This window comes from Amycolatopsis sp. NPDC051372 (assembly GCF_040682095.1).
Lineage (GTDB): Bacteria > Actinomycetota > Actinomycetes > Mycobacteriales > Pseudonocardiaceae > Amycolatopsis.
This window is the reverse complement of record NZ_JBFBAF010000058.1, coordinates 1-21,007: the sequence shown is the minus strand read 5'-3', so window position 1 is coordinate 21,007 and position 21,007 is coordinate 1. Positions and strand designations below refer to the sequence as shown.

Sequence of the window (21,007 nt, the reverse complement as noted above, 5' to 3'; positions counted from 1 at the left end):
ACGCCGAACGTCAGGGGTCCCCCGATGAGGGGAATTGGTGTCTACGGTGTGTGAGTTCCGCCTGAGGCTTGTGATAGTGGTGTGACTGCAGTGGCACGCGGTGTGATCACTGCTGGCAGGCGCTGGTGAGCGGGAGGTGGCTGGTCGTGGTGGTCCGGCGTGGACGGGTCTTGCGGCGTGGTCTCACCGTCGGCTCCTTCGCCCTCGTGGTCCTGTTCGGAGCAGCGGGCACGGGCCTGGCGGTGCCGCCGCCCCCGCCCAACCCGAGCGACTCGGAGCTGAACTCCTCGAAGGCCGCGGCCAACGAGAAGGCCGGCGAGGTCGGCAAGCTCACCAACCAGCTCGCGCAGGCCGAGCAGAAGCTCAGCTCGCTGCAGGACGACGTCGAGCTGAAGCAGGAACAGGCCATGAAGGCCCTGGTCGATCTGCAGTCGGCGCAGGACGCCGCGGGCCAGGCCGAGGACGCCGCGAAGTCGGCGCGCACGCAGGCCGACGCCGCGGCGGGCGCGATCGAGAAGGCGCGCCAGGACCTCAAGGAGTTCGCGGCGGCCAGCTTCGAGCAGGGCAGCACGGTCGGCTCCATCTCGGCGTACCTGACCTCCGACAGCCCCAAGGACCTGCTGGCCCGCGCCCAGATCCTCGACTCCATCGGCGGTTCGCGGCTCAACGCGCTCGACCGCCTCCAGCAGGCGCAGACGGACAAGTCCAACAAGGACGCCGCCGCGCGCAAGGCCCTCGACGTCGCGCAGCAGAAGCAGGAGGCCGCGCGCCAGGCGAAGAGCGGCGCCGACGCCGCCCAGGCCGACGCCGTGCAGGCGCAGCAGTCCCAGGCATCGCAGAACCAGCAGCTGCAGGCGAGCAAGAGCTCGGTGGAGCAGCAGCTCTACGCGGCGCAGTCGAAGGTCAACGGCCTGCAGGGCCAGCGCCAGCGCTACCAGGACTGGGTGGCGCAGAAGCAGCGCGAGGACGAGGAACGTGCCCGCCAGGCGGCGCTGAGTTCCTCGGGTGGCGGCGGCCGTCCCTCATCGGGCGGCGGTGGCCGGCCTTCGCCTGCGGCGGGCTCGTCGATCGAGTCCGTGATCGCCCGGGCGCTGTCGCAGCTGGGGCGCCCGTACGCCTGGGGCGGCGGCAACGGCAGCGGCCCCACCCGCGGCATTCACGACGGCGGCGTCGCCGACATGTACGGCGACTACCGCAAGATCGGCTTCGACTGCTCCGGCCTGATGATCTACGCCTTCGCCGGCGTGCGGTCGTTGCCGCACTACAGCGGCTACCAGTACACCTCCGGCCGCCGCGTCCCCCTCTCCCAGATGCGCCGCGGCGACATGCTCTTCTGGGGCGGCTCGGGCGGCATCCACCACGTCGCCCTGTACCTCGGCGGCGGGCAGATGGTGGAGGCCCCGCAGTCCGGCTCGTACGTGCGGGTGACCGCGGTGCGGTACGGCGGGATCATGCCGTACGCGACTCGGTTGATCGGCTGAGGTCCTACGCTCGTCCCTCGTGACGTGGGACGGAGTCCGCGACCGACTGGCGCGGCTGGCGAAGCGTCGGGACGCGCGCTCGGTGTCCGGCGCGAGCGCCCACGGATTCCGGCTGGCCCCGCGGCTGAGTGAACGCGACGTCGAGGCTGTCGAAGGGCAGTTCGGCGCGTCATTGCCCGAGCCGTACCGGAGCTTCCTCGTCGAGGTCGGTGCCGGCGGGGCGGGCCCGGGCTACGGGCTGCTGGGTTTCGGCCGCTCCGGCCGGCGCTGACGCGCTCGCTCGATGCTCGCGACGAAGCCGACACCCATGGCACCCTGCCGCTCTGCCACCGCGGCTGCGGCCATTACGACCTCCTCGTGGTGACCGGCCCCGACCGTGGCGCGCTGTGGTTCGACGGCGAGGCCTCCGAGGGCGGCATCGGGCCGCAGGCCGACGGGCACGGCCGGATGACGTTCGACCGCTGGTACCTCGGCTGGCTCGCGGAGGTCGAGGCCGGGGTGGGCCCGCCTAGGCCGGCGTCCAGACGTACGGCGTGGTCGTGGTCACGGCGGTGAAGCCGAGGCGCTCGAGGATCGGGCGGCTCGGAGGGAGGGCGTCGACCTGGAGGTAGCGCGCGCCGCGGGTGCGGGCGGTGGCGGCGCGGTGGGCGACGAGCGCGCGGTAGAGGCCGCGGCCCCGGAAGGACGGCAGGGTGGCGCCGCCCCAGAGGCCGGCGAAGGTGGTGCCGCCGACGAGTTCCAGGCGGGCCGCGGAGACGAGGCGGCCGGCGGATTCGGCGACGACGTGGACCGTCGTGCCCTCGTTGTCTTCGCGGGCGCGCGCGAGGAGGTCGCGGGCGACGGCGGCCTCGTCGCTGCCGAAGACGGTGGCGCTGAGGCGGGCGATGCGGCGCAGGTCGGCCTCGCCGGTGGCTTCGCGGATGGTGACGTCGGCCGGGGGCGGGGCCGAGGGGGAAATCCCGGAAACGGGGGCGATGAGGACCGTTTCCGTTTCCTCCGGTGCGAAACCGGCGGCGAGCAAGCGGTCGGGCAGGTCGCCAGGACGGTCGTAGGCGCGGGTTTTCCATTCGAAAGCTTCACCCCGTGAGGCGAAGAAGCGGACCTGCCGGGCGATGAGCGCGTCCAGCGAAGGCCCGGTCACGCCGAGATCCGGCGGGCCCACCACGAAACCACGCCGGGCGCCGAGGATGCGGGTCACCGGGGCGTCGTGATCCAGAGTCGTGCCCGGTTCCGGGGTGGTCAGCTCGGCGGTGCGGACCTCGGCGTCGTATGCGGCCAGCAGCGGGTCGGTCATGGGACGACGCTAGCGTGGGCGGTGACGAGGGCACGATGTCGCCCGCTGACTGTCCGGTGTGGACAAACCGGAGCTGATCGCGTGCCGAGGAAGCCGCCGGGGACCGGCCGAGCGTCCGCGAGTCCACTGTGGACCGGCTGATGGTGCCGACCGTGACGGCACTGCCCTCGTCGACGAGGCGGGGGAGGAGCTGCGGGTGCCCCGGACCGCCGGCCGAACCGGTCAAAAGCGACGATCACGACACGTCGTGCGACCTGTGCCCACATCGCTGACACCGTCTTCACAGCTGTCACACCGCTGATGCGCTTGGCTACCGTGACGGGCCAGCGCGCCGCGCGTACTACGACCACCGGGAAGCAGTACCGTCGGCGGGCGAGCCCGGAGGAAGCAGAACCACAGGAGGCAGAGTGACCGAGCCCGGCTACGCCGAGGGCGGGAACGGGCAGCAGCCCGGCACGCCGGCGCGGGACGCCCAGTTGCTGGAACGCACCGTGTTCGAGGTCAAGCGCATCATCGTCGGCCAGGACCGGCTGGTGGAGCGCGTGCTCGTCGGGCTGCTGGCGAAGGGTCACCTGCTGCTGGAAGGCGTGCCCGGAGTCGCGAAGACGCTGGCCGTGGAGACCTTCGCGCGGGTGGTCGGCGGCTCGTTCTCCCGGGTGCAGTTCACGCCCGACCTCGTGCCGGCCGACATTCTCGGCACGCGCATCTACCGCCAGGGTGCGGAGCGCTTCGACGTGGAGCTGGGCCCGGTCGTGGCCAACTTCGTCCTCGCCGACGAGATCAACCGCGCGCCCGCGAAGGTGCAGTCGGCGATGCTGGAGGTGATGGCCGAGCGGCACGTGTCGATCGGCGGCCAGACCTTCCCGATGCCCGACCCGTTCCTCGTGCTCGCCACGCAGAACCCGATCGAGAACGAGGGCGTCTACCCGCTGCCGGAGGCGCAGCGCGACCGCTTCCTGTTCAAGATCGTGGTCGAATACCCCACGGCCGAGGAAGAGCGCGAGATCATCTACCGGATGGGCGTCACGCCGCCGGTGCCCCACGAGGTGCTCAGCCCCAGCGAGCTCGTGCGCCTGCAGGGCGTCGCGTCGCAGGTGTTCGTGCACCACGCGCTGGTCGACTACGTGGTGCGCCTCGTGCTGACCACCCGCACGCCCAACGACCACGGCCTCGCCGACGTCGCGGGCTGGGTCTCCTACGGCGCGTCGCCGCGCGCGAGCCTCGGCATCATCGCCGCCGCCCGCGCGCTCGCGCTGGTGCGCGGCCGCGACTACGTGCTGCCGCAGGACGTCGTCGACGTGGTGCCCGATGTGCTGCGCCACCGCCTCGTCCTGTCCTACGACGCGCTGGCCGACGGCGTGCCCGTGGACCACATCATCACCCGCGTGCTACAAACGGTGCCCCTGCCGCAGGTCTCGGCCCGGCCGCAGGGCGGGACCGGGCCGGTGCCGGCGGGCGCGCCCGTCAGGTAGTCGGCGTGGCAGGGAAGGCGCAGAAGGACCAGCGTCCCGGGTGGGCGCCCCCGGTGCTGCGCGGCGACCGCCTGGAGGCGGGGCTGCGCACGCTGGAGCTCGACGTCCGCCGCCGGCTCGACGGCCTGCTGCAGGGCAACCACCTCGGCCTCGTGCCCGGTCCCGGCTCGGAGCCGGGTGAGGCGCGGCCGTACCAGCCGGGCGACGACGTGCGGCGGATGGACTGGGCCGTCACGGCCCGCACGACCACGCCGCACATCCGCGAGACGGTGGCCGACCGCGAGCTGGAGACGTGGGTGGTCGCGGACATGTCCGCGAGCCTCGACTTCGGCACCGCGCTGTGCGAGAAACGCGACCTGGTTGTGTGCGCGACGGCCGCCGTCGCCCACCTCACGGGCGGAGGCGGCAACCGCATCGGCGCGCTCGTGTCCAACGGCCAGGGCGTGAACCGCATCCCCGCGCGCGGCGGGCTCGCCCACGCGCGCGGTCTGATCCGGCGGCTGGCCGAGACCCCGCGGGCGCCCGAGGGCGTCCGCGGTGATCTCGCCGACGCGCTGGAGCAGCTTCGCCGTCCGCCCCGCAGGCGCGGCCTGGGCGTGGTGATCTCGGACTTCCTGGGACCCACCGACTGGCAGCGGCCGCTGCGCGCGCTCGGCGGGCACCACGAGCTCATCGCCATCGAAGTCCTCGACCCGCGCGACGTGGACCTGCCCGACGTGGGCACCGTCGTCCTGGCCGACCCGGAGACAGGGAAACAGCGCGAAGTGCACGCTTCCGCCTTGCTGCGCAAGGAGTTCGGCGCCGCGGCGCACGCCCACCGGCAGGACGTCGCGGCCGGGCTGCGCCGCGCGGGTGCGGCGCACCTGGTGCTGCGCACCGACTCCGACTGGATCGCCGACATGGTGCGGTTCGTGGTCGCGCGCAAGCGTCGCTGGTCAGGCGGTGTCGCATGAGCCTCGGCGGCTTCACTTCACCGTGGTGGTTCCTGCTGCTGATCCTGGTGGCGGCCGTGGCCGTCGCGTACGTGCTGGCCCAGCGGGCGCGGCGCAAGCGCGTGATGCGGTTCGCGAACCTGGAGCTGCTCGACAAGGTCGCGCCGAAGACGCAGGGCTGGATCAGGCACCTGCCGGCCGTGCTGATCGTGTTGTCGCTGCTGGTGCTCACCGTGGCGCTGGCCGGGCCGACAGCGGAGCAGAAGGTGCCGCGCAACCGGGCCACCGTGGTGCTGGTGATCGACGTGTCGCTGTCGATGGAGGCCACCGACGTCGCGCCCAACCGGCTGAAGGCGGCGCAGGACGCGGCCAAGCAGTTCGCCGAGAACATGACCCCGGGCGTCAACCTCGGGCTGATCTCCTTCGCCGGCACCGCGACCGTGCTGGTCAACCCGACCACCGACCGCGCCGGCGTGGTGAAGGCGATCGACAACCTGAAGCTCGCGCAGTCGACGGCCACCGGTGAAGGCATTTTCGCGGCCATGCAGTCGATCGAGAGCTTCTCGGCCGTGGTCGGCGGCGCCGACGGCCCGCCGCCTGCGCGCATCGTGCTGATGAGCGACGGCAAGCAGACCGTGCCGGAGGATCTCTATGCCCCACGCGGCGCGTACACCGCGGCGCAGGCGGCGAAGCAGGCCCAGATGCCGATCTCGTCCATCTCGTTCGGCACCACGCACGGTTCGGTCGACATCGAGGGCAAGCCGCAGGACGTGCGGGTGGACGACGACTCCCTGAAGGAGATCGCGCGGCTGTCCGGCGGAGACTTCTACAAGGCGGCCAGCGCCGACGAGCTGAAGAAGGTCTACGCCGACCTCGGCGAGCAGATCGGTTACGAGCTCAAGAACGCCGACGCGAGCAAGCCGTGGGTCGTGATCGGCACCCTGGTGCTGATGATCGGCGCGGCGGCCGCGTTGCTGATCGGCCAGAGACTCCCGTAGCAGGCGGGGAAATTCCGGCGACTCAGCCTGGCGGCCGGCCGAAACCGTTCTGCCGCCAGGCTTCGTAGATCGTGATGGCCGCGGTGTTGGCCAGGTTGAGCGAGCGGCTCGTGGGCACCATCGGCAGCCGCACCCGGTCGGTGATCTCGGTCGCCTGCTCCACGTCGTCGGGCAGGCCTGCGGACTCGGGGCCGAACAGGAGCACGTCGCCGGGTTCGTAGGCCACGTCGGTGTAGAGGCGCGTGGCCTTGGCGCTGAACGCGTAGACCTTGGCCGGCAACAACGCTCGCCATGCCGCAGCGAGGTCGGCGTGCACGTGGACGCGCGCGAGGTCGTGGTAGTCGAGCCCGGCGCGGCGCAGTTGCTTGTCCTCGAGCGTGAACCCCAGCGGCTCGACCAGGTGCAGCTCGCAGCCGGTGTTGGCGGCGAGGCGGATCGCGTTGCCGGTGTTCGGCGGGATCTCGGGGTGGTAGAAGAGCACGCGGAACATGGCCGGACCTCAGGAAAGTCAGGGAGCGGTGGGTGCGGGCAGGTGGGCCGCGTAGACGTCGCGCACGGCGGCGGGCGGCTCGGTCTTGCGCAGGGTGACGGGGTCGATGAACACGTAGCGGATCTTCGCCTCGGTGGTGAGCTTGCCGGCGCGGCGGATCTCCGACTCGTAGACCATCGACGTGGTCCCGAGGTGTGTGAGGAACACCGAGACCACGAGGTCGTCGTCGTAGCGGCACGGCGCGCGGTAGCGCAGGTTCGACTCCGCGACCACCACGTCGATCCCCGTGGCCAGAAACGCTTCGTGCGAGCCGAACAGCGCCTTCTCGACCTCGAAGGAGGCCATGTCCACGTACGCGAGGTAGTGGGCGTTGAAGACGATCCCCTGGCCGTCGCACTCGTGGTAGCGCACGCGCAAGGGCATCTCGACCAGCGGTCGGCGCGGTGGGGTCACGCGACCAATCTAGCGAGCGCCGATCAGCCGTGGAGCGCCCGGTACGTGTCGGCGGCCCCGGGGTGCAGCGGCACGGGCTGGGTGCCGATGAGCGTGCGCACGTCGAGGAACTGCGTCCCCACGGCCTGCGCCGGCACCAGATCGGCCGCGCGCCCGGCGAGCACCCGCACCACGGCCGCGGCGACGTCCGAGGGCAGACCCGGGGCGCAGACGAGCAGGTTCGCCACGCCGATCGTCGCCGGCGCCCCGACTCCGGTGTATGCGCCGGCGGGCACCTGGACCTGTTCGTAGACCGGCCCGTGTATCGACCGCAACGCGGGGGTCACCGAAGCGAGCGGCAGCAACGCGAGTGGTGTCGTGCGGTTGAGCTCGGCGAGCGCCGGAGTGGGGAGGCCGCCCGACCACAGCAGTGCGTCGATGCGACGGCTCGCCAGCGCGGCGATGGCGTCCGCCAGCGGCAGGTGCCGCGCCATCACGGATACGCCGGCCGCGGCGAACACTCGTTCGCCCAGCTGTGCGGCGCCCGACCCGCCCGCGCCGACGGACACCGGCCGTCCCGCCAGATCCCGCAGCTGCGCGAGACGATCGTCCGCGCGCACCACGAGCTGCAGGTAGTTCTCGTACACCCGGCCCAGTGCCCGCAACGGCACCGGCGCGGGAAACGGCGCCTGGCCCGCGAGCGCCGACTGCGCGACGTCCGCGAGGACCAGCCCGAGGTCGGCCCCGCCGTCGCGCACGCGCTCGACGTTCACCACGCTCGCCTCGGTCGCCACGGCCGCGCAGTGCAACCGCGGCTCCGCCCGGCTCACCTCGGCCGCGAGCACCTCCGCGAACGCCAGGTAGAACCCGCCTTGCTCACCGGCGGCGATCGTGACGGACCGCTCGGGGCCGCGGTAGGCGGGCGCGCACCCGGCGAGTGCGAGGCCGAGCCCGCCGAGCAACGCGGTGCGGCGCGTGATCGTCACGGTGTCACCGCCGGCAGTGTCACGCGGACCTGCAGCCCGTGCGGCGCGTTGGCGCGCAGTTCGAGCATGCCGCCGCGGGCGCGGGTTTGCTCGCGCGCGATGGCGAGACCGAGGCCCGTACCACGAGGTGCGCCGTCGCCGCCGGCGCGCCAGAAGCGGTCCGTCGCGCGGGCGAGGTCGGCGTCCGGCAGGCCGGGGCCGTCGTCGGTGACGACAAGGGTGGCGGCGTTCGGCGACGTCTCCCACTCGGCCGAGATGGTGGCGCCGCGGCCGGCGTGGTGGACGGCGTTGTCGAGCAGCACGTCGAGGATCTGCGCGAGCTCACCCTCAGGGGCGTGCACGAGCACGGGTTCGGCGTGGCCGGGGCAGCGGAGCAGGGCGGCTCCGGCGTCGTCGGCGGCGGGACGCCAGGCGTCGACGCGTTCGGCGATCACGGCGGCGAGGTCGGCGGGTTCGTCGTCCGAGCCGGCGGCGATGCGGGTGGCGGTGGACTCCGCGGTGGCGAGGGCGAGCAGGCCGTCGAGGATGCGTTCGAGGCGTTCGACCTCCACGACGATCGCCCGGTACGCCGGCCGGCCGGCCTCGGCCGAGGCGACCGAATCGACGCGCAGCCGCAGCGCGGCCATCGGGTTGCGCAGCTGGTGGGAGGTGTCCGCGACGAGCCGGTGCTGCTGGTCGGCAGCCTCGCCGACGGCGTCGGACATGCGGTTCACCGAAGCCGCCAGCGACCGCAGCTCGCGCGGCCCGGAGCTCTCCGGCACCTGCGCGCGGTGACCGCCCGCGACGGCCAGCACGCCCGTCTCCAGCTCGACCAGCGGCCGCACCATCCACCGCGCGAGCAGCATCGCCAGCAGCACGAACACGGCTGCCACGAGCAGTGCCCCGGCGGCGATCGCGCTCCAGCGGGCGGCGACGTCGGCGGCCGCCACGGCCACGGAGGCGCGCAGCACCACCACCCCGGCCACCCGCGTGCCCGACCCCACCGGACGTGCGAACAGCACCGGCCCGGCCGACCACGGGCTCAGCCGCTCGACTCGCGGGGCCGGCTCGTTGCGCATGGTCGCCTCCACGAGCGCGCGCACCTCCGGCGCCGCGGCCGTGAGCCCACCCGTCTGCACCAGCGGGGTGCGCTGCGCGTCGACCACCACCACGGCCTCGCCGTAGAGCTCCGAGTACCGCTCGGCCTCCGCGTCGAGCGCCGCCGGGTCGTGCGTGTCGACCGCCTGCTGAGCCAGCACGCCGAACCGGTCGACGTCGCTGCTGCGGGAGATCACCAGCTGCTGCGTGCGCTGCTCCGCCGTACTCGCCAGCAGCGGCACGGCGAACGCGGCCACCACGAGCAGCGCGAGCGCGACCAGCACGACGAGCAGGCGGGTACGCACCGCTCAGCCCCGGCCCAGCCGGTAGCCGAAGCCGCGGATCGTCGTGAGCAGGCCCGGCCGGTCGAGCTTGGCGCGCAGCTGCGTCATGTGGACGTCGAGCGATCGCGAGATGGCGAGGTACGCGTCGCCCCACACCTCGTCCATCAGCTGCTGGCGGCTCACGGCGGTGCCCGGCCGCGCGGCGAGCACCGCCAGCACGGCGAACTCCTTCGTCGTCAGCCCGATGTCCCGGCCCGCCACCAGGACGCGGCGCCCGCCGAGGTCGATCTCGACGTCTTCGAGCCGCACCACGGCGTCGTCGGCCGGGGTGTCGCGCACGCCCGCCCGGCGCACGACGGCGTCCATCCGCGCGAGCAGTTCGGCCAGCCGCACGGGTTTCGTGAGGTAGTCGTCCGCGCCCAGGCGCAGCCCGCGGACGACGGACCGTTCGTCGCCGCGGGCGGTCAGCACGATCACGGGCACGGCGGAGACCTGGCGGATCTTGCGCAGCACGTCGAGCCCGTCGAGGTCCGGCAGGCCGAGGTCGAGCAGCAGCAAATCGGCCTCACGGTGCCGGTGCAGCGCGTCGGCACCGCGGCCGACGCTGGTCACGGTGTGGCCGCGCGCGTGCAGCGTCTCGGCGAGCGCACCGGCGACCCCGGTGTCGTCCTCCACGAGCAGCACGCGCACGGCCGTCCTCCCGCTCAGTCTTCGTCACGCTCCAGGGCGGACGAACGCGACGTTTCGCGCATTGTCCCGTACACGATGAGCGAGACGAGGATGCAGCCCGCGACGTACCAGAAGAACAGCGATTCGTGCCCCGCCTTCTTCAGCGCCTGCGCGATGAGCTCGGCCGTGCCGCCGAAGATCGCCACGGTCAGCGCGTACGGCAGGCCGACACCGAGCGCGCGGATCCGCGTGGGGAACAGCTCGGCCTTCACGATCGCGTTGATGGACGTGTAGCCCGTGACGATCACGAGCGCCCCGAGCAGCAACAGGAAGGCGAGCACCGGCTGCTTCGTGTGCGCCATGGTCGTCATGATCGGGACGGTGAGCACGGTGCCCGCGATCCCGAAGAACATCAGCAGCTTGCGCCGGCCGATCCGGTCCGACAGCCGTCCGGCCACCGGCTGCAGGAGCGCGAAGATCAGCAAAGCGATGAAGAGGATCCACGTCACCGTGCGGCGCGGGATGCCGGCGGTGTTCTCGAGGAACTTCTGCGTGTAGGTGGCGTAGGTGTAGAAGGCGACCGTGCCGCCGAGCGTGAGGCCGACGACGAGCGCGATCTCCCTCGGGTACTTCACGAGCGTGCGCAGCGTGCCGCGTTCGCCGGCCTGCTTGCCCGAGCCGGACTGTGCGGAACTCTCCTGGGCGGCGACGCGCTCGTAGCTGGCCGACTCGTCCATGCTGCGCCGCAACACCATCACGACCACCGCCGCGACGGCGCCGACCACGAACGCGATGCGCCAGCCCCAGTCGCCCATCTGCGCCTCGGTGAGCACGCTCTGCAGGATCAGCTGCAGCCCGAGCGCGAGCAGCTGCCCGCCGACGAGCGTCACGTACTGGAAGCTGGAGTAGAAACCGCGCTTGCCCGGAGTGGCCACTTCGGACAGATACGTCGCCGACGTCGAGTACTCGCCGCCCACCGAAAGCCCCTGCAGCAGCCGCGCGAGCACGAGCAGGATCGGCGCCGCGACGCCGATCGACGCGTAGCCCGGCGTCGCCGCGATGAGCAGCGAGCCGAACGCCATCATCGAAACCGAGAGCACGAGCGCGCTGCGGCGCCCGAACCGGTCGGCGAAGCGCCCGAGCATCCAGCCGCCCAACGGGCGCATCAGGAACCCCACGGCGAACACGGCCGCGGTGTTGAGGAACTGGGCCGTCGCGTCGCCACCGGGGAAAAACGCTTTGGCGAAGTAGATCGTGAACGCCGAGTAGGCATACCAGTCGTACCACTCGACAAGGTTGCCGATGGAGCCGCGCAGCACGTTGCCGACGACTCGGCGCTCGCCCTCGCGGGTCACCGGGGTGGGGATCCGGGTAGTCATCCTTGACCTCCTGTGTCGCGACTCACGGTGACCACCGGAGTACGCGCGCGGCAAGGTCGCGGCGCCGTTCCTAACCTGTCCTTAGGCGAGTTCCGGCCGTACCGAAGAGCCGGGGGACCGGCGATCCTGATCACGTTTTGTGCGGATCGCACGCCCGGCCTTCCCCCGGTTTGTAGGAACCCTCTGGTCTGCGCAAACGGAGCGGCGCGCCGCGCCCTAACCTCCGCTCTGGACTTCCGCGCCGGCCCGGACGCGGAGGTGGCGCCGGGTGCGGCGACGCCGCGCGCGGCCGATAGCCTCGTCGCGACAGGGACACCGAGCAGAGGGAGACGTGCAGTGGGACGGTCGGTCTTGGTCACCGGCGGCAACCGGGGTATCGGTCTGGCGATCGCCCGGGACCTCGCCGAGCAGGGCCACCAGGTGGCCGTCACCCACCGCGGCTCCGGCGCGCCGGAAGGGCTCTTCGGCGTCGAAGCGGACGTCACGGACGCCGAGCAGATCGACGCCGCGTTCAAGCTGGTCGAGGAGCACCAGGGCCCGGTCGAGGTGCTCGTCTCCAACGCCGGGCTCACCGACGACACGCTGCTGATGCGCATGAGCGAGGAGCAGTTCGAGCGTGTGGTGAACGCGAACCTCACCGGCGCGTTCCGGGTCGCCAAGCGCGCTTCGCGCGGCATGCTGCGCGCCCGCTGGGGCCGGTTCATCTTCATCTCGTCGGTCGTCGGCCTGTCGGGCTCGGCAGGCCAGGCGAACTACGCCGCGTCGAAGGCCGGTCTCGTCGGCTTCTCGCGCTCGCTCGCGCGGGAGCTCGGCTCGCGCAACATCACGTCCAACGTGATCGCGCCCGGCTTCGTCCGCACCGACATGACCGACGCGCTCGGCGAGGACCGCAAGAAGGAGATCCTCGCCAACGTGCCCACCGGCCGCTACGCCGAGCCGGCCGAGATCGCCGCGGCCGTGCGCTACCTCGCGTCCGACGACGCCGCCTACGTCAACGGCGCGGTGCTGCCGGTCGACGGCGGCCTCGGCCTCGGCCACTGACCTTCCCGACTCTTCCGCGACCACCACAAGACCTGGAGGAACCCGTTGCCCGGACTGCTCGAAGGCAAGCGGCTGCTGATCACCGGTGTCATCACCGATGCCTCGCTCGCGTTCCACGCGGCCAAGATCGCGCAGCAGGAGGGCGCTGAGGTCGTGCTCACCGGCTTCGGCCGGCTCTCGCTGGTCAAGACGATCGCCAAGCGCCTCCCGAAGCCGGCGCCGGTGCTCGAGCTCGACGTGACCAACTCCGAGCACCTGGACTCGCTGGCCGACCGCGTGCGCGAGCACGTCGACGGCCTCGACGGCGTGCTGCACTCCATCGGTTTCGCCCCGCAGACCTGCCTGGGCGCGCCGTTCCTGGACGCGCCGAGCGACGACGTGAAGATCGCCGTGGACGTGTCGGCGTTCTCGTTCAAGTCGCTGGCGGTGGCGACGCTGCCGCTGCTCTCGCGCGGCTCGTCGATCGTCGGCATGGACTTCGACGCGCGAGTGGCGTGGCCGGCCTACAACTGGATGGGCGTCGCGAAGGCGGCCCTGGAGTCGGTGAACCGCTACCTCGCACGCGACCTCGGACCGCGCGGCATCCGCGTGAACCTGGTCAGCGCCGGTCCGATGAAGACGATGGCCGCGAAGTCGATCCCGGGCTTCAACGAGCTGGAGGACGGCTGGAACGAGCGCGCCCCGCTCGGCTGGGACAGCTCCGACCCGGACCCGACGGCCAAGACCGTCTGCGTCGCGCTGTCGGACTGGCTGCCGGCCACCACCGGTTCGATGATCATGGTCGACGGCGGCGTGCACGCTCTCGGCATCTGAGGTCTTTCCCTTACGGCGAACGGCTCCCGCGAAGTTTTCGCGGGAGCCGCTCGCCGTTTCACTGCGCGGCCGGCTGGGGTACCGGCTCCTTTGAGGAGAGCGCCGGACGGGGAGCGCGGGCGTCGTCGGAACGCTGCAGGCGCAGGGCGAACGTGAGGGCGGCCAGCGCCAGCCCGCCGAGCCCCACGCTCACCCACGCGACGCTCGGGAAGCCGAGACCCGCGTTGATCGCGACACCGCCGACCCACGGACCCGCGGTGTTGCCGACGTTGAAGCCCGACGTGGTGCTGGCGCCGACCAAAGTGGACGATCCGCCCGCGACCGAGTACGCCCGGACGTTGAGGGCCGGGTTGGCCGCGAACGCGGCGGCGCCGAGCACGAGGACCGCGACGACGGCGACCACGGTGTCCGAAGTGACCGCCAGCGCGACGAGCGCGACGACGGCCAGCCCCAGGCTGCCGTAAAGCGTCGAGAACGGACGGGCGTCGGCGAGCTTGCCGCCGGCGAGGATGCCGATCACCGCGCCGGCGCCGAAGAGCACGAGCACGAGCGGGACCCACGAGGATGGCAGGCCGTCGGTCGTCGTGAGCAGCGGCGCGAGGTAGCTGAACGTCGCGAAGACCATGGCCTGCGTCAGCGCGATCACGCCCAGCGCCAGCCAGATCCGTCCGTTGCGGAAGATTCGCAGTTCGGTCCGCACTCGCAGGGCCGAGGAGTTCGAGACGGTGCGCGGCACGAACGCGAGCACGCCGACGATGGCCACCACGGTCAGTGCGGCCACCGCCCAGAACGCGGTGCGCCAGCCGGCGTGCTGGCCGAGGAAGGTGCCGGCGGGGACGCCCGCGATGTTCGCCAGGGTCAGGCCGCCGACCAGCACCGCGAGCGCGCGGCCGCGGCGCGCCGCGGGCACGAGCGAAACGGTGGTCGCCGCGGCGACGGCCCAGAACCCGGCGCAGGCCAGGGCACTCACGACGCGGGTCGCGAAGAGCAGGCCGTAGCCCGGGGCGAGTGCGCCGCCGACGTGCGAGCCGGCGAACACCACCAGCAGCGCGAGCAGGGTCGTGCGGCGGGGCAGCTTGAGCGTGCCGACGGCCAGCAGCGGCGCGCCGACCACCATGCCGACGGCGAACGCCGAGATCAGCAGGCCGGCGTCGGGGATGCTGACGCCGAGGTCGGCCGCCATCCCGGGAAGCAGGCCGGTGATCATGAACTCCGAGGTGCCGAGGGCGAAGATGCTGAGCCCGAGCACGAAGACGGCCAAGGGCACGATTCGTCTCTCCTTATGGATCGATTGGTACAAAACTGGCTCGTGGCACATCGACGCTGATGCTGGGGTGGAGTGGTCGGTGCGGGTGGGTCAGCGGCGGGCGAGTGCCGCGACGGCGATGTCGGCCACCGCCGTCATGGCCGTGCGTTCGGCGCCGCGGCGCGACATCAGCCGCAGCCCGCTCACGGTGCTGTGCACGAACTCGGCGATGTCGTTCGGCTCCCGGTCGCGGGTGATGCTGCCGTCGGCCTGGCCGAGGCGCGCGCACTCGGCGAGCGATGCCAGGTGCGCGGCCGTGTCGGCCTCGACCCGCGCCGTGATCTCGGGGTCCGCGGTGCCGAACTCGGCGACGGTGTTCACCACCAGGCAGCCGCGGCGGCCGTGGGTGAGCTCGTCGTCGATCACCGACACCAGGAGCCGGTGGATCGCGTCGAGACCGTCGTCGGACTGTTCCAGCACTGCGGCCCGGCTGCGGACGCCGAGCCGGATGTAGTGCTCGAGCGCGCGCCGGAACAGGATTTCCTTGCTGGTGAACGTGTTGTACACGCTGCTGCGGCCGAGTCCGGTCGCGGCGCAGAGGTCCTGTGTGGAGGTCGCCTCGTAGCCGCGGGCCCAGAAGGCGTTCATGGCGCCTTCGAGGGCTTCGGTCTCGTCGAACTCGCGTGGCCTGGGCATGCGGACACCGTACCAGGTTTTGGATAGGTCGGTACACAATGAGCCCGCTCCGTCGTGGGCGCCGCCACAGGGGCAAGATGGACACCGTGGGTTACGACGCGTTGTTATGGCTTTCGTTCGGCGGTCCGGAGGGGCCCGACGAGGTGATGCCGTTCCTGGAGAACGTCACCCGGGGACGCGGGGTGCCGCGTGAGCGGCTGCTCGAGGTCGCCGAGCACTACCAGCACTTCGGCGGGGTGTCGCCGATCAACCGGCTCAACCGCGCGGCTATCGCGGCCGTCGAGAAGCAGCTCGCGGCCGAAGGCCTCGACCTGCCGGTGTATTTCGGCAACCGCAACTGGCAGCCCATGGTGGAGGACACCGTGGCGCGGATGAAGGCCGACGGCGTGCAGCGCGTGCTCGCGTTCCCCACCAGTGCCTACGGCGGTTACTCCGCGTGCCGCCAGTACGACGAGGATATCGTGCGCGCCCGCGAAGCCGTGGGACCCGAAGCGCCGGAGATCGTGAAGCTGCGCCAGTTCTTCGACCACCCGCTGTTCATCTCCGCGATCGCCGACGCGGTGCGCGCCGCCCACGCGCGCCTCGGTGACCGGCCGGGTACGCGCACGGTCTTCACCGCGCACTCCGTGCCGGTGAGCGCCGACGTCGCCTCCGGCCCGCCCGCCGAAGGGGGCCGGCGCTATTCCCGCCAGATCGCCGAAGCCGCGCGGCTCGTGGCGGCCGAGGCAGGCATCGCGGAGTACGACGTGGTCTGGCAGTCGCGCTCGGGGCCGCCGCAGGTGCCGTGGCTGGAGCCGGACATCGTCGACCACCTCGACGCCCTGCACGCCGCCGGCGTGAAGTCCGTGGTGGTCAGCCCGATCGGCTTCGTCTCCGACCACCTCGAGGTGATCTGGGACCTCGACAACGAAGCCGCCGAGCGCGCCGCCGAACATGGCATGGCCTTCGCCCGCGCCGCGACGCCCGACGTCGACCCGCGCTTCGCCGAGCTGGTGGTGGAACTGGTGCGCGAGCACATTTCCGGCGCCCCGGCCCGCAAGCTCTCGCCCTTCCCGGCCGACGGCTGCTCGCTCAACGGGGCGCCCTGCTCGGTCGGCTGCTGCGAGCCCGCGAGGCGTCCCGCCCGCTGACCTGAAAGAGCCCGCTGTCCGGAGAACCGGGCAACACGGGCGAAAAGCGCGTTGTTCGCTCTTGGCTGAGACTGCAGGCGCGGGTGTTCGCTGTCAGCTGAGCGCGGAGAACCTCACGGCTGCCGGTCGGCCTGCTCCGCGAACACCCGCACCGCTTCGTTGACCGACGCCGTCCGAGCCGTGCGCACCGCGTCCGACAAGGGCCGCAACGCTTCGGCGCGACGGCTGGCGGCCGAGGCGGACAGCGCGCCTCCCGGGTCGTCGGTGCGGGCGATGGCCAGGATCGCCGAGATCTCCTCCGCGCGCTGCAGCACGCGCAGCGCCCGCGCGGGCGTGCCGGCCGGCCACTCGACCTGCGGGCGCGATCGCAGGTGGGCCGACAGCTCGGCGCGCACGCCGGGGCGATCGCTGGCCACGTCCAGCGCCTGCAACGCACCCGCGCTGGCGCGGATCGCGTCCGTGAGGCCGTGTTCGGCGTCGGGCAGCGACTGGTATTCCAGCGGAACCGGGGTGGGCACCGAGTAGACCGTCCAGCGCATCAGGCCTTCGGCGATCGGCTCGGGCACGAGGCCGAAGCCGAGCTCGGTCAGCACTACCGCGTCACCGCAGCGCAGCGCCGCTTCGGCGAACGGGCCGCCCCCGCCGAGGCCGCGGACGTCGCCGGGCACGGGGAGCACGAGCTGGGCCATCTTCACACTCTGCGCGCGCAGCGCCATGAGGAGCTGGACCGGGGTTGCGGCGCGGTGGAACGCCAGCGGAAGCTCGAACGCTTCGGCGGCGGGGGCGTCGGCCGCGACGACGTCGTGCGCTTCGCCCCAGGCAGCGAGGGCGTCGAGCACATCATCGGAAGCCGCGGCTCCGTTGAGCCACGCGGAGGACCAGACGGCGAGGGTCGCACTGGGACGGCACACGACGCCCTATTTTACCGGTAGTCCACACTTCGTGGACGATCGCCCACGCTGGAGTCGCTCCACGTCGACGTACGTCGAAACGGTAAGTAGCGTCGATGCGGTGACCGTTGTCCCAGACTCACTTCCCCGTACCGCGGGCGAGCTCCGCGCCGCCGGGTACACCCCGCGCCCCATCGCTCAGGAGATCCACGACAACCTGCTGACCGCGCTGCGCGAAGGCCGCGACGCGTGGCCCGGCATCGTCGGCTTCTCCCGCACCGTCCTGCCGCAGCTCGAGCGCGCGCTGCTCGCCGGCCACGACGTCGTCCTGCTCGGCGAACGAGGCCAGGGCAAGACCCGCCTGCTGCGCACGCTCGCCGGCCTGCTCGACGAGTGGACCCCCGTCATCGAGGGTTCCGAGCTCGGCGAGCACCCCCTCGATCCGATCACCCCCGCCTCGATCCGCCGTGCGGCGGAGCTGGGCGACGACCTGCCCGTGGCGTGGCGCCACCGCAGCGAGCGCTACACCGAGAAGCTCGCGACGCCGGACACGTCCGTCGGTGACCTCATCGGCGACGTCGATCCGGTGAAGGTGGCCGAGGGCCGCAGCCTCGGTGACCCGGAGACGATCCACTTCGGGCTCGTTCCGCGAGCCCACCGCGGCATCGTGGCGATCAACGAGCTGCCCGACCTCGCCGAGCGCATCCAGGTCGCACTGCTGAACGTGATGGAGGAGCGCGACATCCAGGTCCGCGGTTACACGCTGCGGCTGCCGCTGGACGTGCTGCTCGTCGCCACCGCGAACCCCGAGGACTACACCAACCGCGGCCGCATCATCACGCCGCTGAAGGACCGCTTCGGCGCGGAGATCCGCACGCACTACCCGCTCGACGTCGCCGCCGAAGTCGCCGTGGTGAAGCAGGAGGCGCACCTGGTCGCCGAGGTCGGCGAGCCGCTGCTGGAGGTGCTGGCCCGGTTCGTGCGCAACCTGCGCGAGTCGCCGGTGATCGACCAGCGCTCCGGTGTGTCGGCGCGCTTCGCCGTGGCCGCCGCCGAGACCGTCGCCGCCGCGGCGCTGCGCCGGTCGGCGCTCACCGGGGAGGCCCCGGCCGTCGCGCGGCCGGTCGACCTCGAAGCGGTGCCCGCCGTGCTGCGCGGCAAGATCGAGTTCGAGCCGGGCGAGGAGGGCCGCGAGGTCGAGCACCTCGTGCACCTGATGCGCCGGGCCGTGGCCGAAACCGCGCGGGAGCGCTTCGCCGGGCTGGACCTGCGTCCGCTGTCCGACGCCGTCGCCGACGGCCACCTGGTGGCCACCGGCGAGCGCGTGCCGGCCCGGGACGTGCTCGCCGCCCTGCCGGAGCTGCCGGTGCTGCACGAGGTCGCCCAGCGTGCCGGGGTGTCCTCCGACGAGCCGGCCGGTCGCATCGCGGCCGCGGTGGAGCTGGCACTGGAGTCGCTGTTCCTCGCCAGGCGGCTGGCGAAGGACTCCGACGAGAACACCACGGTGTACGGCCAGTAATGCCGCTCATTCCCGAGGGATACTCCTACGGCCCGTGGCACGACGGGCCGGACCCGCTGGCGCCGCCGGCGGACCTGCGCGACGCGCTCGACGAGATCGGCCGCGACGTGATGGCCGGCGCGTCGCCGCGTTCGGCGCTGGAGGAGCTGCTGCGCCGCGGCACCGAGCGCACGTCGGGGCTCGACGAGCTCACGCGGCGGCTGTGGCAGCGCCGTTCGGAGATCCAGCGCCGCCACCGGCTCGACGGCACGCTGCAGGAGGTGCAGCAGCTGCTGAGCGAGGCGCTGACCGCCGAGCGCCGCGAGCTGTTCCCGGACCCGGACGACGAGGCGCGCTTCCGCGAGGCGCAGCTCGACGCCCTCCCGCCGGGCACGGCCGCGGCCGTGCGCGAGCTGAGCGAGTACGACTGGCGCTCGTCCGAAGGCCGGCAGAAGTACGAGCAGATCCGCGACCTGCTCGGCCGCGAGGCGCTCGACGCGCGGTTCCAGGGCATGAAGCAGGCGCTGCAGAACGCCGGGCCCGAGGACGTCGAGCAGGTCAACCAGATGCTGTCCGACCTCAACGCGCTGCTGCAGGCCCACGCGCAGGGGGCCGACGACATCGACGAGCGGTTCGCGGAGTTCATGAACCGCCACGGCGAGTTCTTCCCGGAGAACCCGCGCAACGTCGAGGAGCTGATCGACGCGCTGGCCTCGCGCGCCGCGGCCGCGCAGCGGATGCTGAACTCGATGTCGGCCGAGCAGCGCGCCGAGCTGGCGGAGCTGTCGCAGCAGGCGTTCGGCGATCCGCGCATCGCCCAGCAGCTGTCCGCTTTGGACGCGGCGCTGCAGGCGCTGCGGCCGGGAGAGGACTGGCAGGGCTCGGAGCGATTCCGCGGCCAGGACCCGCTGGGCCTGGGCGAGGGCGCGCAGGCGATGCAGGACCTCGCGGAGCTCGACGGGCTGGCCGAGCAGCTGGGCCAGGCCTACCCGGGCGCGCGGCTCGAGGACATCGACATGGACGCGCTGCAGCGCCAGCTGGGCCCCGACGCCGGCGTCGACGCGCGGCGGCTGTCCGAACTGGAGCGTGAGCTTCGCCGGCAGGGCCTGTTCGAACGCGCGGCCGACGGCACGCTCCGCCTGTCGCCCAAGGCGTTGCGGCGCCTGGGCGAGACGGCACTGTCCGATGTGGTCAACTCGCTGCGCGGCAAGACGGGCGACCGGGAGACCGAGTCCGCCGGCGCCGCGGGGGAGCCCACGGGCTCGAGCCGCCCGTGGCGGTTCGGGGACATGCAGCCGTGGGACGTGCCGCGCACGGTCCGCAACGCGGTGCTGCGCTCGACGTCGGTCGGCTCGCGTGCGGTGACGCTCGACGTCGAGGACGTGGAGGTCGTCGAGACCGAGCACCGCTCGCGCGCGGCGGTGGCGCTGCTGGTGGACACGTCGTGGTCGATGGTGCAGGAGGACCGCTGGCTGCCGATGAAGCGCACGGCGCTTGCCCTGCACCAGCTGATCAGCACCCGCTTCCGCAACGACGCGCTGCAGCTGATCACCTTCGGCCGCTACGCGACGAAGGTGGACCTGCCGGAGCTGGTGGGCCTGGAGGGCACGTGGGAGCAGGGCACCAACGCCCACCACGCGCTGCTGCTGGCCGGCCAGCACCTGCGCCGCCACCCCGACGCGCAGCCGGTGGTACTGATGGTCACCGACGGCGAGCCGACGGCGCATTTGGAACCCGACGGTGAAGCGGTGTTCGACTACCCGCCGGACCCGCGAACGATCTACAAGACACTGTCCGAAGTGGACCGGATCGCCAAGATGGGCGCTTCGGTCACGGTCTTCCGCCTCGGGGAGGACCCGCGACTGGAAGCGTTCGTGGACACCATCGCCCGCCGCTCCGGCGGCCGCGTGGTGGCCCCCGACCTCGACGGCCTGGGCGCCGCCGTGGTCGGCGACTACCTCCGCACCCGGCGGCGCTGAGTTCGGGTGCGGCGTGGGTCGGCGTGGGGCCAGAAGTGACATCGACCACCGCGACTCGGTGGGCCCGGTCCCTCCGGGCCCACCGAAAGGACAGCGCTGACGAACGCGGCTTTCCCGGCTGCGGTAGGGAAAGCCAACTACAGCGCGAGATCGCGCCGGCGTCTCGACTGGGCGGTGCGATCGGCCCCCGGCCCAGACCACCGCCCCGACCTGTGGCCGG

General features: G+C 72.4%; 21 protein-coding genes. 11 read left to right on the top strand and 10 right to left on the bottom strand.

Translation table 11 applies throughout. The annotated features are described in order from the left end of the window. The first annotated feature begins 125 nt into the window (after positions 1–125). The 3 genes from AB0M56_RS48305 to AB0M56_RS48295 all read left to right on the top strand — a co-directional run bounded on the left by AB0M56_RS48305 (position 126) and on the right by AB0M56_RS48295 (position 2,036). Positions 126–1,481, top strand: coding sequence for an NlpC/P60 family protein (locus tag AB0M56_RS48305; RefSeq protein WP_364189759.1), 1,356 nt, complete (start codon positions 126–128; stop codon positions 1,479–1,481). A 19-nt stretch (positions 1,482–1,500) separates the two neighbouring features. Further along, entirely contained in the window at positions 1,501–1,752 is a 252-nt protein-coding gene (locus tag AB0M56_RS48300) for a hypothetical protein (protein WP_364189756.1), read from the top strand. Between the two features lie 86 nt (positions 1,753–1,838). Continuing rightward, entirely contained in the window at positions 1,839–2,036 is a 198-nt protein-coding gene (locus tag AB0M56_RS48295; RefSeq protein ID WP_364189754.1) for a hypothetical protein, read from the top strand. On the opposite strand, the gene AB0M56_RS48290 is transcribed toward AB0M56_RS48295, so the two are convergent. Then, a complete protein-coding gene (locus tag AB0M56_RS48290; protein ID WP_364189751.1) occupies positions 1,990–2,775 on the bottom strand; it encodes a GNAT family N-acetyltransferase in 786 nt (261 codons plus the stop codon). The genes AB0M56_RS48295 and AB0M56_RS48290 overlap by 47 nt on opposite strands. A gap of 407 nt (positions 2,776–3,182) precedes the next feature. Between AB0M56_RS48290 and AB0M56_RS48285 the strand changes: the two genes are divergently transcribed. Genes AB0M56_RS48285 through AB0M56_RS48275 form a run of 3 tightly spaced genes read left to right on the top strand, consistent with a single transcriptional unit; the run spans position 3,183 to position 6,177 of the window. Continuing rightward, positions 3,183–4,247, top strand: coding sequence for a MoxR family ATPase (locus AB0M56_RS48285; protein WP_220240834.1), 1,065 nt, complete (start codon positions 3,183–3,185; stop codon positions 4,245–4,247). Between the two features lie 5 nt (positions 4,248–4,252). Beyond that, positions 4,253–5,200, top strand: a complete 948-nt coding sequence (locus AB0M56_RS48280; protein WP_354884708.1) for a DUF58 domain-containing protein — start codon at positions 4,253–4,255, stop codon at positions 5,198–5,200. Then, a complete protein-coding gene (locus AB0M56_RS48275) occupies positions 5,197–6,177 on the top strand; it encodes a VWA domain-containing protein (protein WP_364189748.1) in 981 nt (326 codons plus the stop codon). Before AB0M56_RS48280 ends, AB0M56_RS48275 begins: the two co-directional genes overlap by 4 nt. Positions 6,178–6,199: 22 nt before the next feature. Here AB0M56_RS48275 and AB0M56_RS48270 read toward each other — a convergent pair whose 3' ends face one another. The 6 genes from AB0M56_RS48270 to AB0M56_RS48245 are packed head-to-tail and all read right to left on the bottom strand — an operon-like array spanning position 6,200 to position 11,494. After that, on the bottom strand, positions 6,200–6,667 hold the full coding sequence (locus tag AB0M56_RS48270; RefSeq protein ID WP_364189745.1) for a tRNA (cytidine(34)-2'-O)-methyltransferase: 468 nt from the start codon (positions 6,665–6,667) through the stop codon (positions 6,200–6,202). Positions 6,668–6,685: 18 nt separating this feature from the next. Further along, a complete protein-coding gene (locus AB0M56_RS48265) occupies positions 6,686–7,120 on the bottom strand; it encodes a thioesterase family protein (RefSeq protein WP_364189742.1) in 435 nt (144 codons plus the stop codon). Between the two features lie 23 nt (positions 7,121–7,143). Continuing rightward, positions 7,144–8,085, bottom strand: coding sequence for a TAXI family TRAP transporter solute-binding subunit (locus AB0M56_RS48260; RefSeq protein WP_364189740.1), 942 nt, complete (start codon positions 8,083–8,085; stop codon positions 7,144–7,146). Beyond that, a complete protein-coding gene (locus AB0M56_RS48255) occupies positions 8,082–9,467 on the bottom strand; it encodes a HAMP domain-containing sensor histidine kinase (protein ID WP_364189737.1) in 1,386 nt (461 codons plus the stop codon). Before AB0M56_RS48255 ends, AB0M56_RS48260 begins: the two co-directional genes overlap by 4 nt. A 3-nt stretch (positions 9,468–9,470) precedes the next feature. Further along, the gene (locus AB0M56_RS48250) at positions 9,471–10,136 is read right to left on the bottom strand and encodes a response regulator transcription factor (protein WP_364189734.1); all 666 of its coding nucleotides are present in this window, start codon (positions 10,134–10,136) and stop codon (positions 9,471–9,473) included. 14 nt (positions 10,137–10,150) lie between these two features. After that, on the bottom strand, positions 10,151–11,494 hold the full coding sequence (locus AB0M56_RS48245; RefSeq protein WP_364189732.1) for an MFS transporter: 1,344 nt from the start codon (positions 11,492–11,494) through the stop codon (positions 10,151–10,153). Positions 11,495–11,830: 336 nt separating this feature from the next. Between AB0M56_RS48245 and AB0M56_RS48240 the strand changes: the two genes are divergently transcribed. Further along, the gene (locus AB0M56_RS48240) at positions 11,831–12,535 is read left to right on the top strand and encodes a beta-ketoacyl-ACP reductase (protein WP_285966883.1); all 705 of its coding nucleotides are present in this window, start codon (positions 11,831–11,833) and stop codon (positions 12,533–12,535) included. A gap of 45 nt (positions 12,536–12,580) precedes the next feature. Then, on the top strand, positions 12,581–13,348 hold the full coding sequence (fabI, locus tag AB0M56_RS48235) for an enoyl-ACP reductase FabI (RefSeq protein WP_285966884.1): 768 nt from the start codon (positions 12,581–12,583) through the stop codon (positions 13,346–13,348). A 58-nt stretch (positions 13,349–13,406) separates the two neighbouring features. Here fabI and AB0M56_RS48230 read toward each other — a convergent pair whose 3' ends face one another. Beyond that, positions 13,407–14,615, bottom strand: coding sequence for a Cmx/CmrA family chloramphenicol efflux MFS transporter (locus AB0M56_RS48230; RefSeq protein WP_364189729.1), 1,209 nt, complete (start codon positions 14,613–14,615; stop codon positions 13,407–13,409). Between the two features lie 90 nt (positions 14,616–14,705). After that, positions 14,706–15,290, bottom strand: a complete 585-nt coding sequence (locus tag AB0M56_RS48225) for a TetR family transcriptional regulator (protein ID WP_364189727.1) — start codon at positions 15,288–15,290, stop codon at positions 14,706–14,708. An 86-nt stretch (positions 15,291–15,376) separates the two neighbouring features. On the opposite strand from AB0M56_RS48225, the gene AB0M56_RS48220 reads away from it, so the two are divergent. Continuing rightward, positions 15,377–16,420, top strand: a complete 1,044-nt coding sequence (locus tag AB0M56_RS48220) for a ferrochelatase (RefSeq protein ID WP_364189791.1) — start codon at positions 15,377–15,379, stop codon at positions 16,418–16,420. Between the two features lie 113 nt (positions 16,421–16,533). Here the strand turns inward: AB0M56_RS48220 and AB0M56_RS48215 are convergent, their stop codons facing one another. Next, a complete protein-coding gene (locus AB0M56_RS48215) occupies positions 16,534–17,331 on the bottom strand; it encodes a hypothetical protein (RefSeq protein WP_364189724.1) in 798 nt (265 codons plus the stop codon). Between the two features lie 100 nt (positions 17,332–17,431). Here AB0M56_RS48215 and AB0M56_RS48210 point away from each other — a divergent pair, with 100 nt between their 5' ends. Then, positions 17,432–18,829 carry an ATP-binding protein gene (locus AB0M56_RS48210; protein ID WP_364189722.1) on the top strand — a complete coding sequence of 466 codons (1,398 nt, stop codon included), beginning with the start codon at positions 17,432–17,434 and terminating at the stop codon, positions 18,827–18,829. Beyond that, positions 18,829–20,787 carry a VWA domain-containing protein gene (locus AB0M56_RS48205; RefSeq protein ID WP_364189719.1) on the top strand — a complete coding sequence of 653 codons (1,959 nt, stop codon included), beginning with the start codon at positions 18,829–18,831 and terminating at the stop codon, positions 20,785–20,787. The genes AB0M56_RS48210 and AB0M56_RS48205 overlap by 1 nt, the downstream gene beginning before the upstream one ends. Positions 20,788–21,007 lie beyond the last annotated feature (220 nt).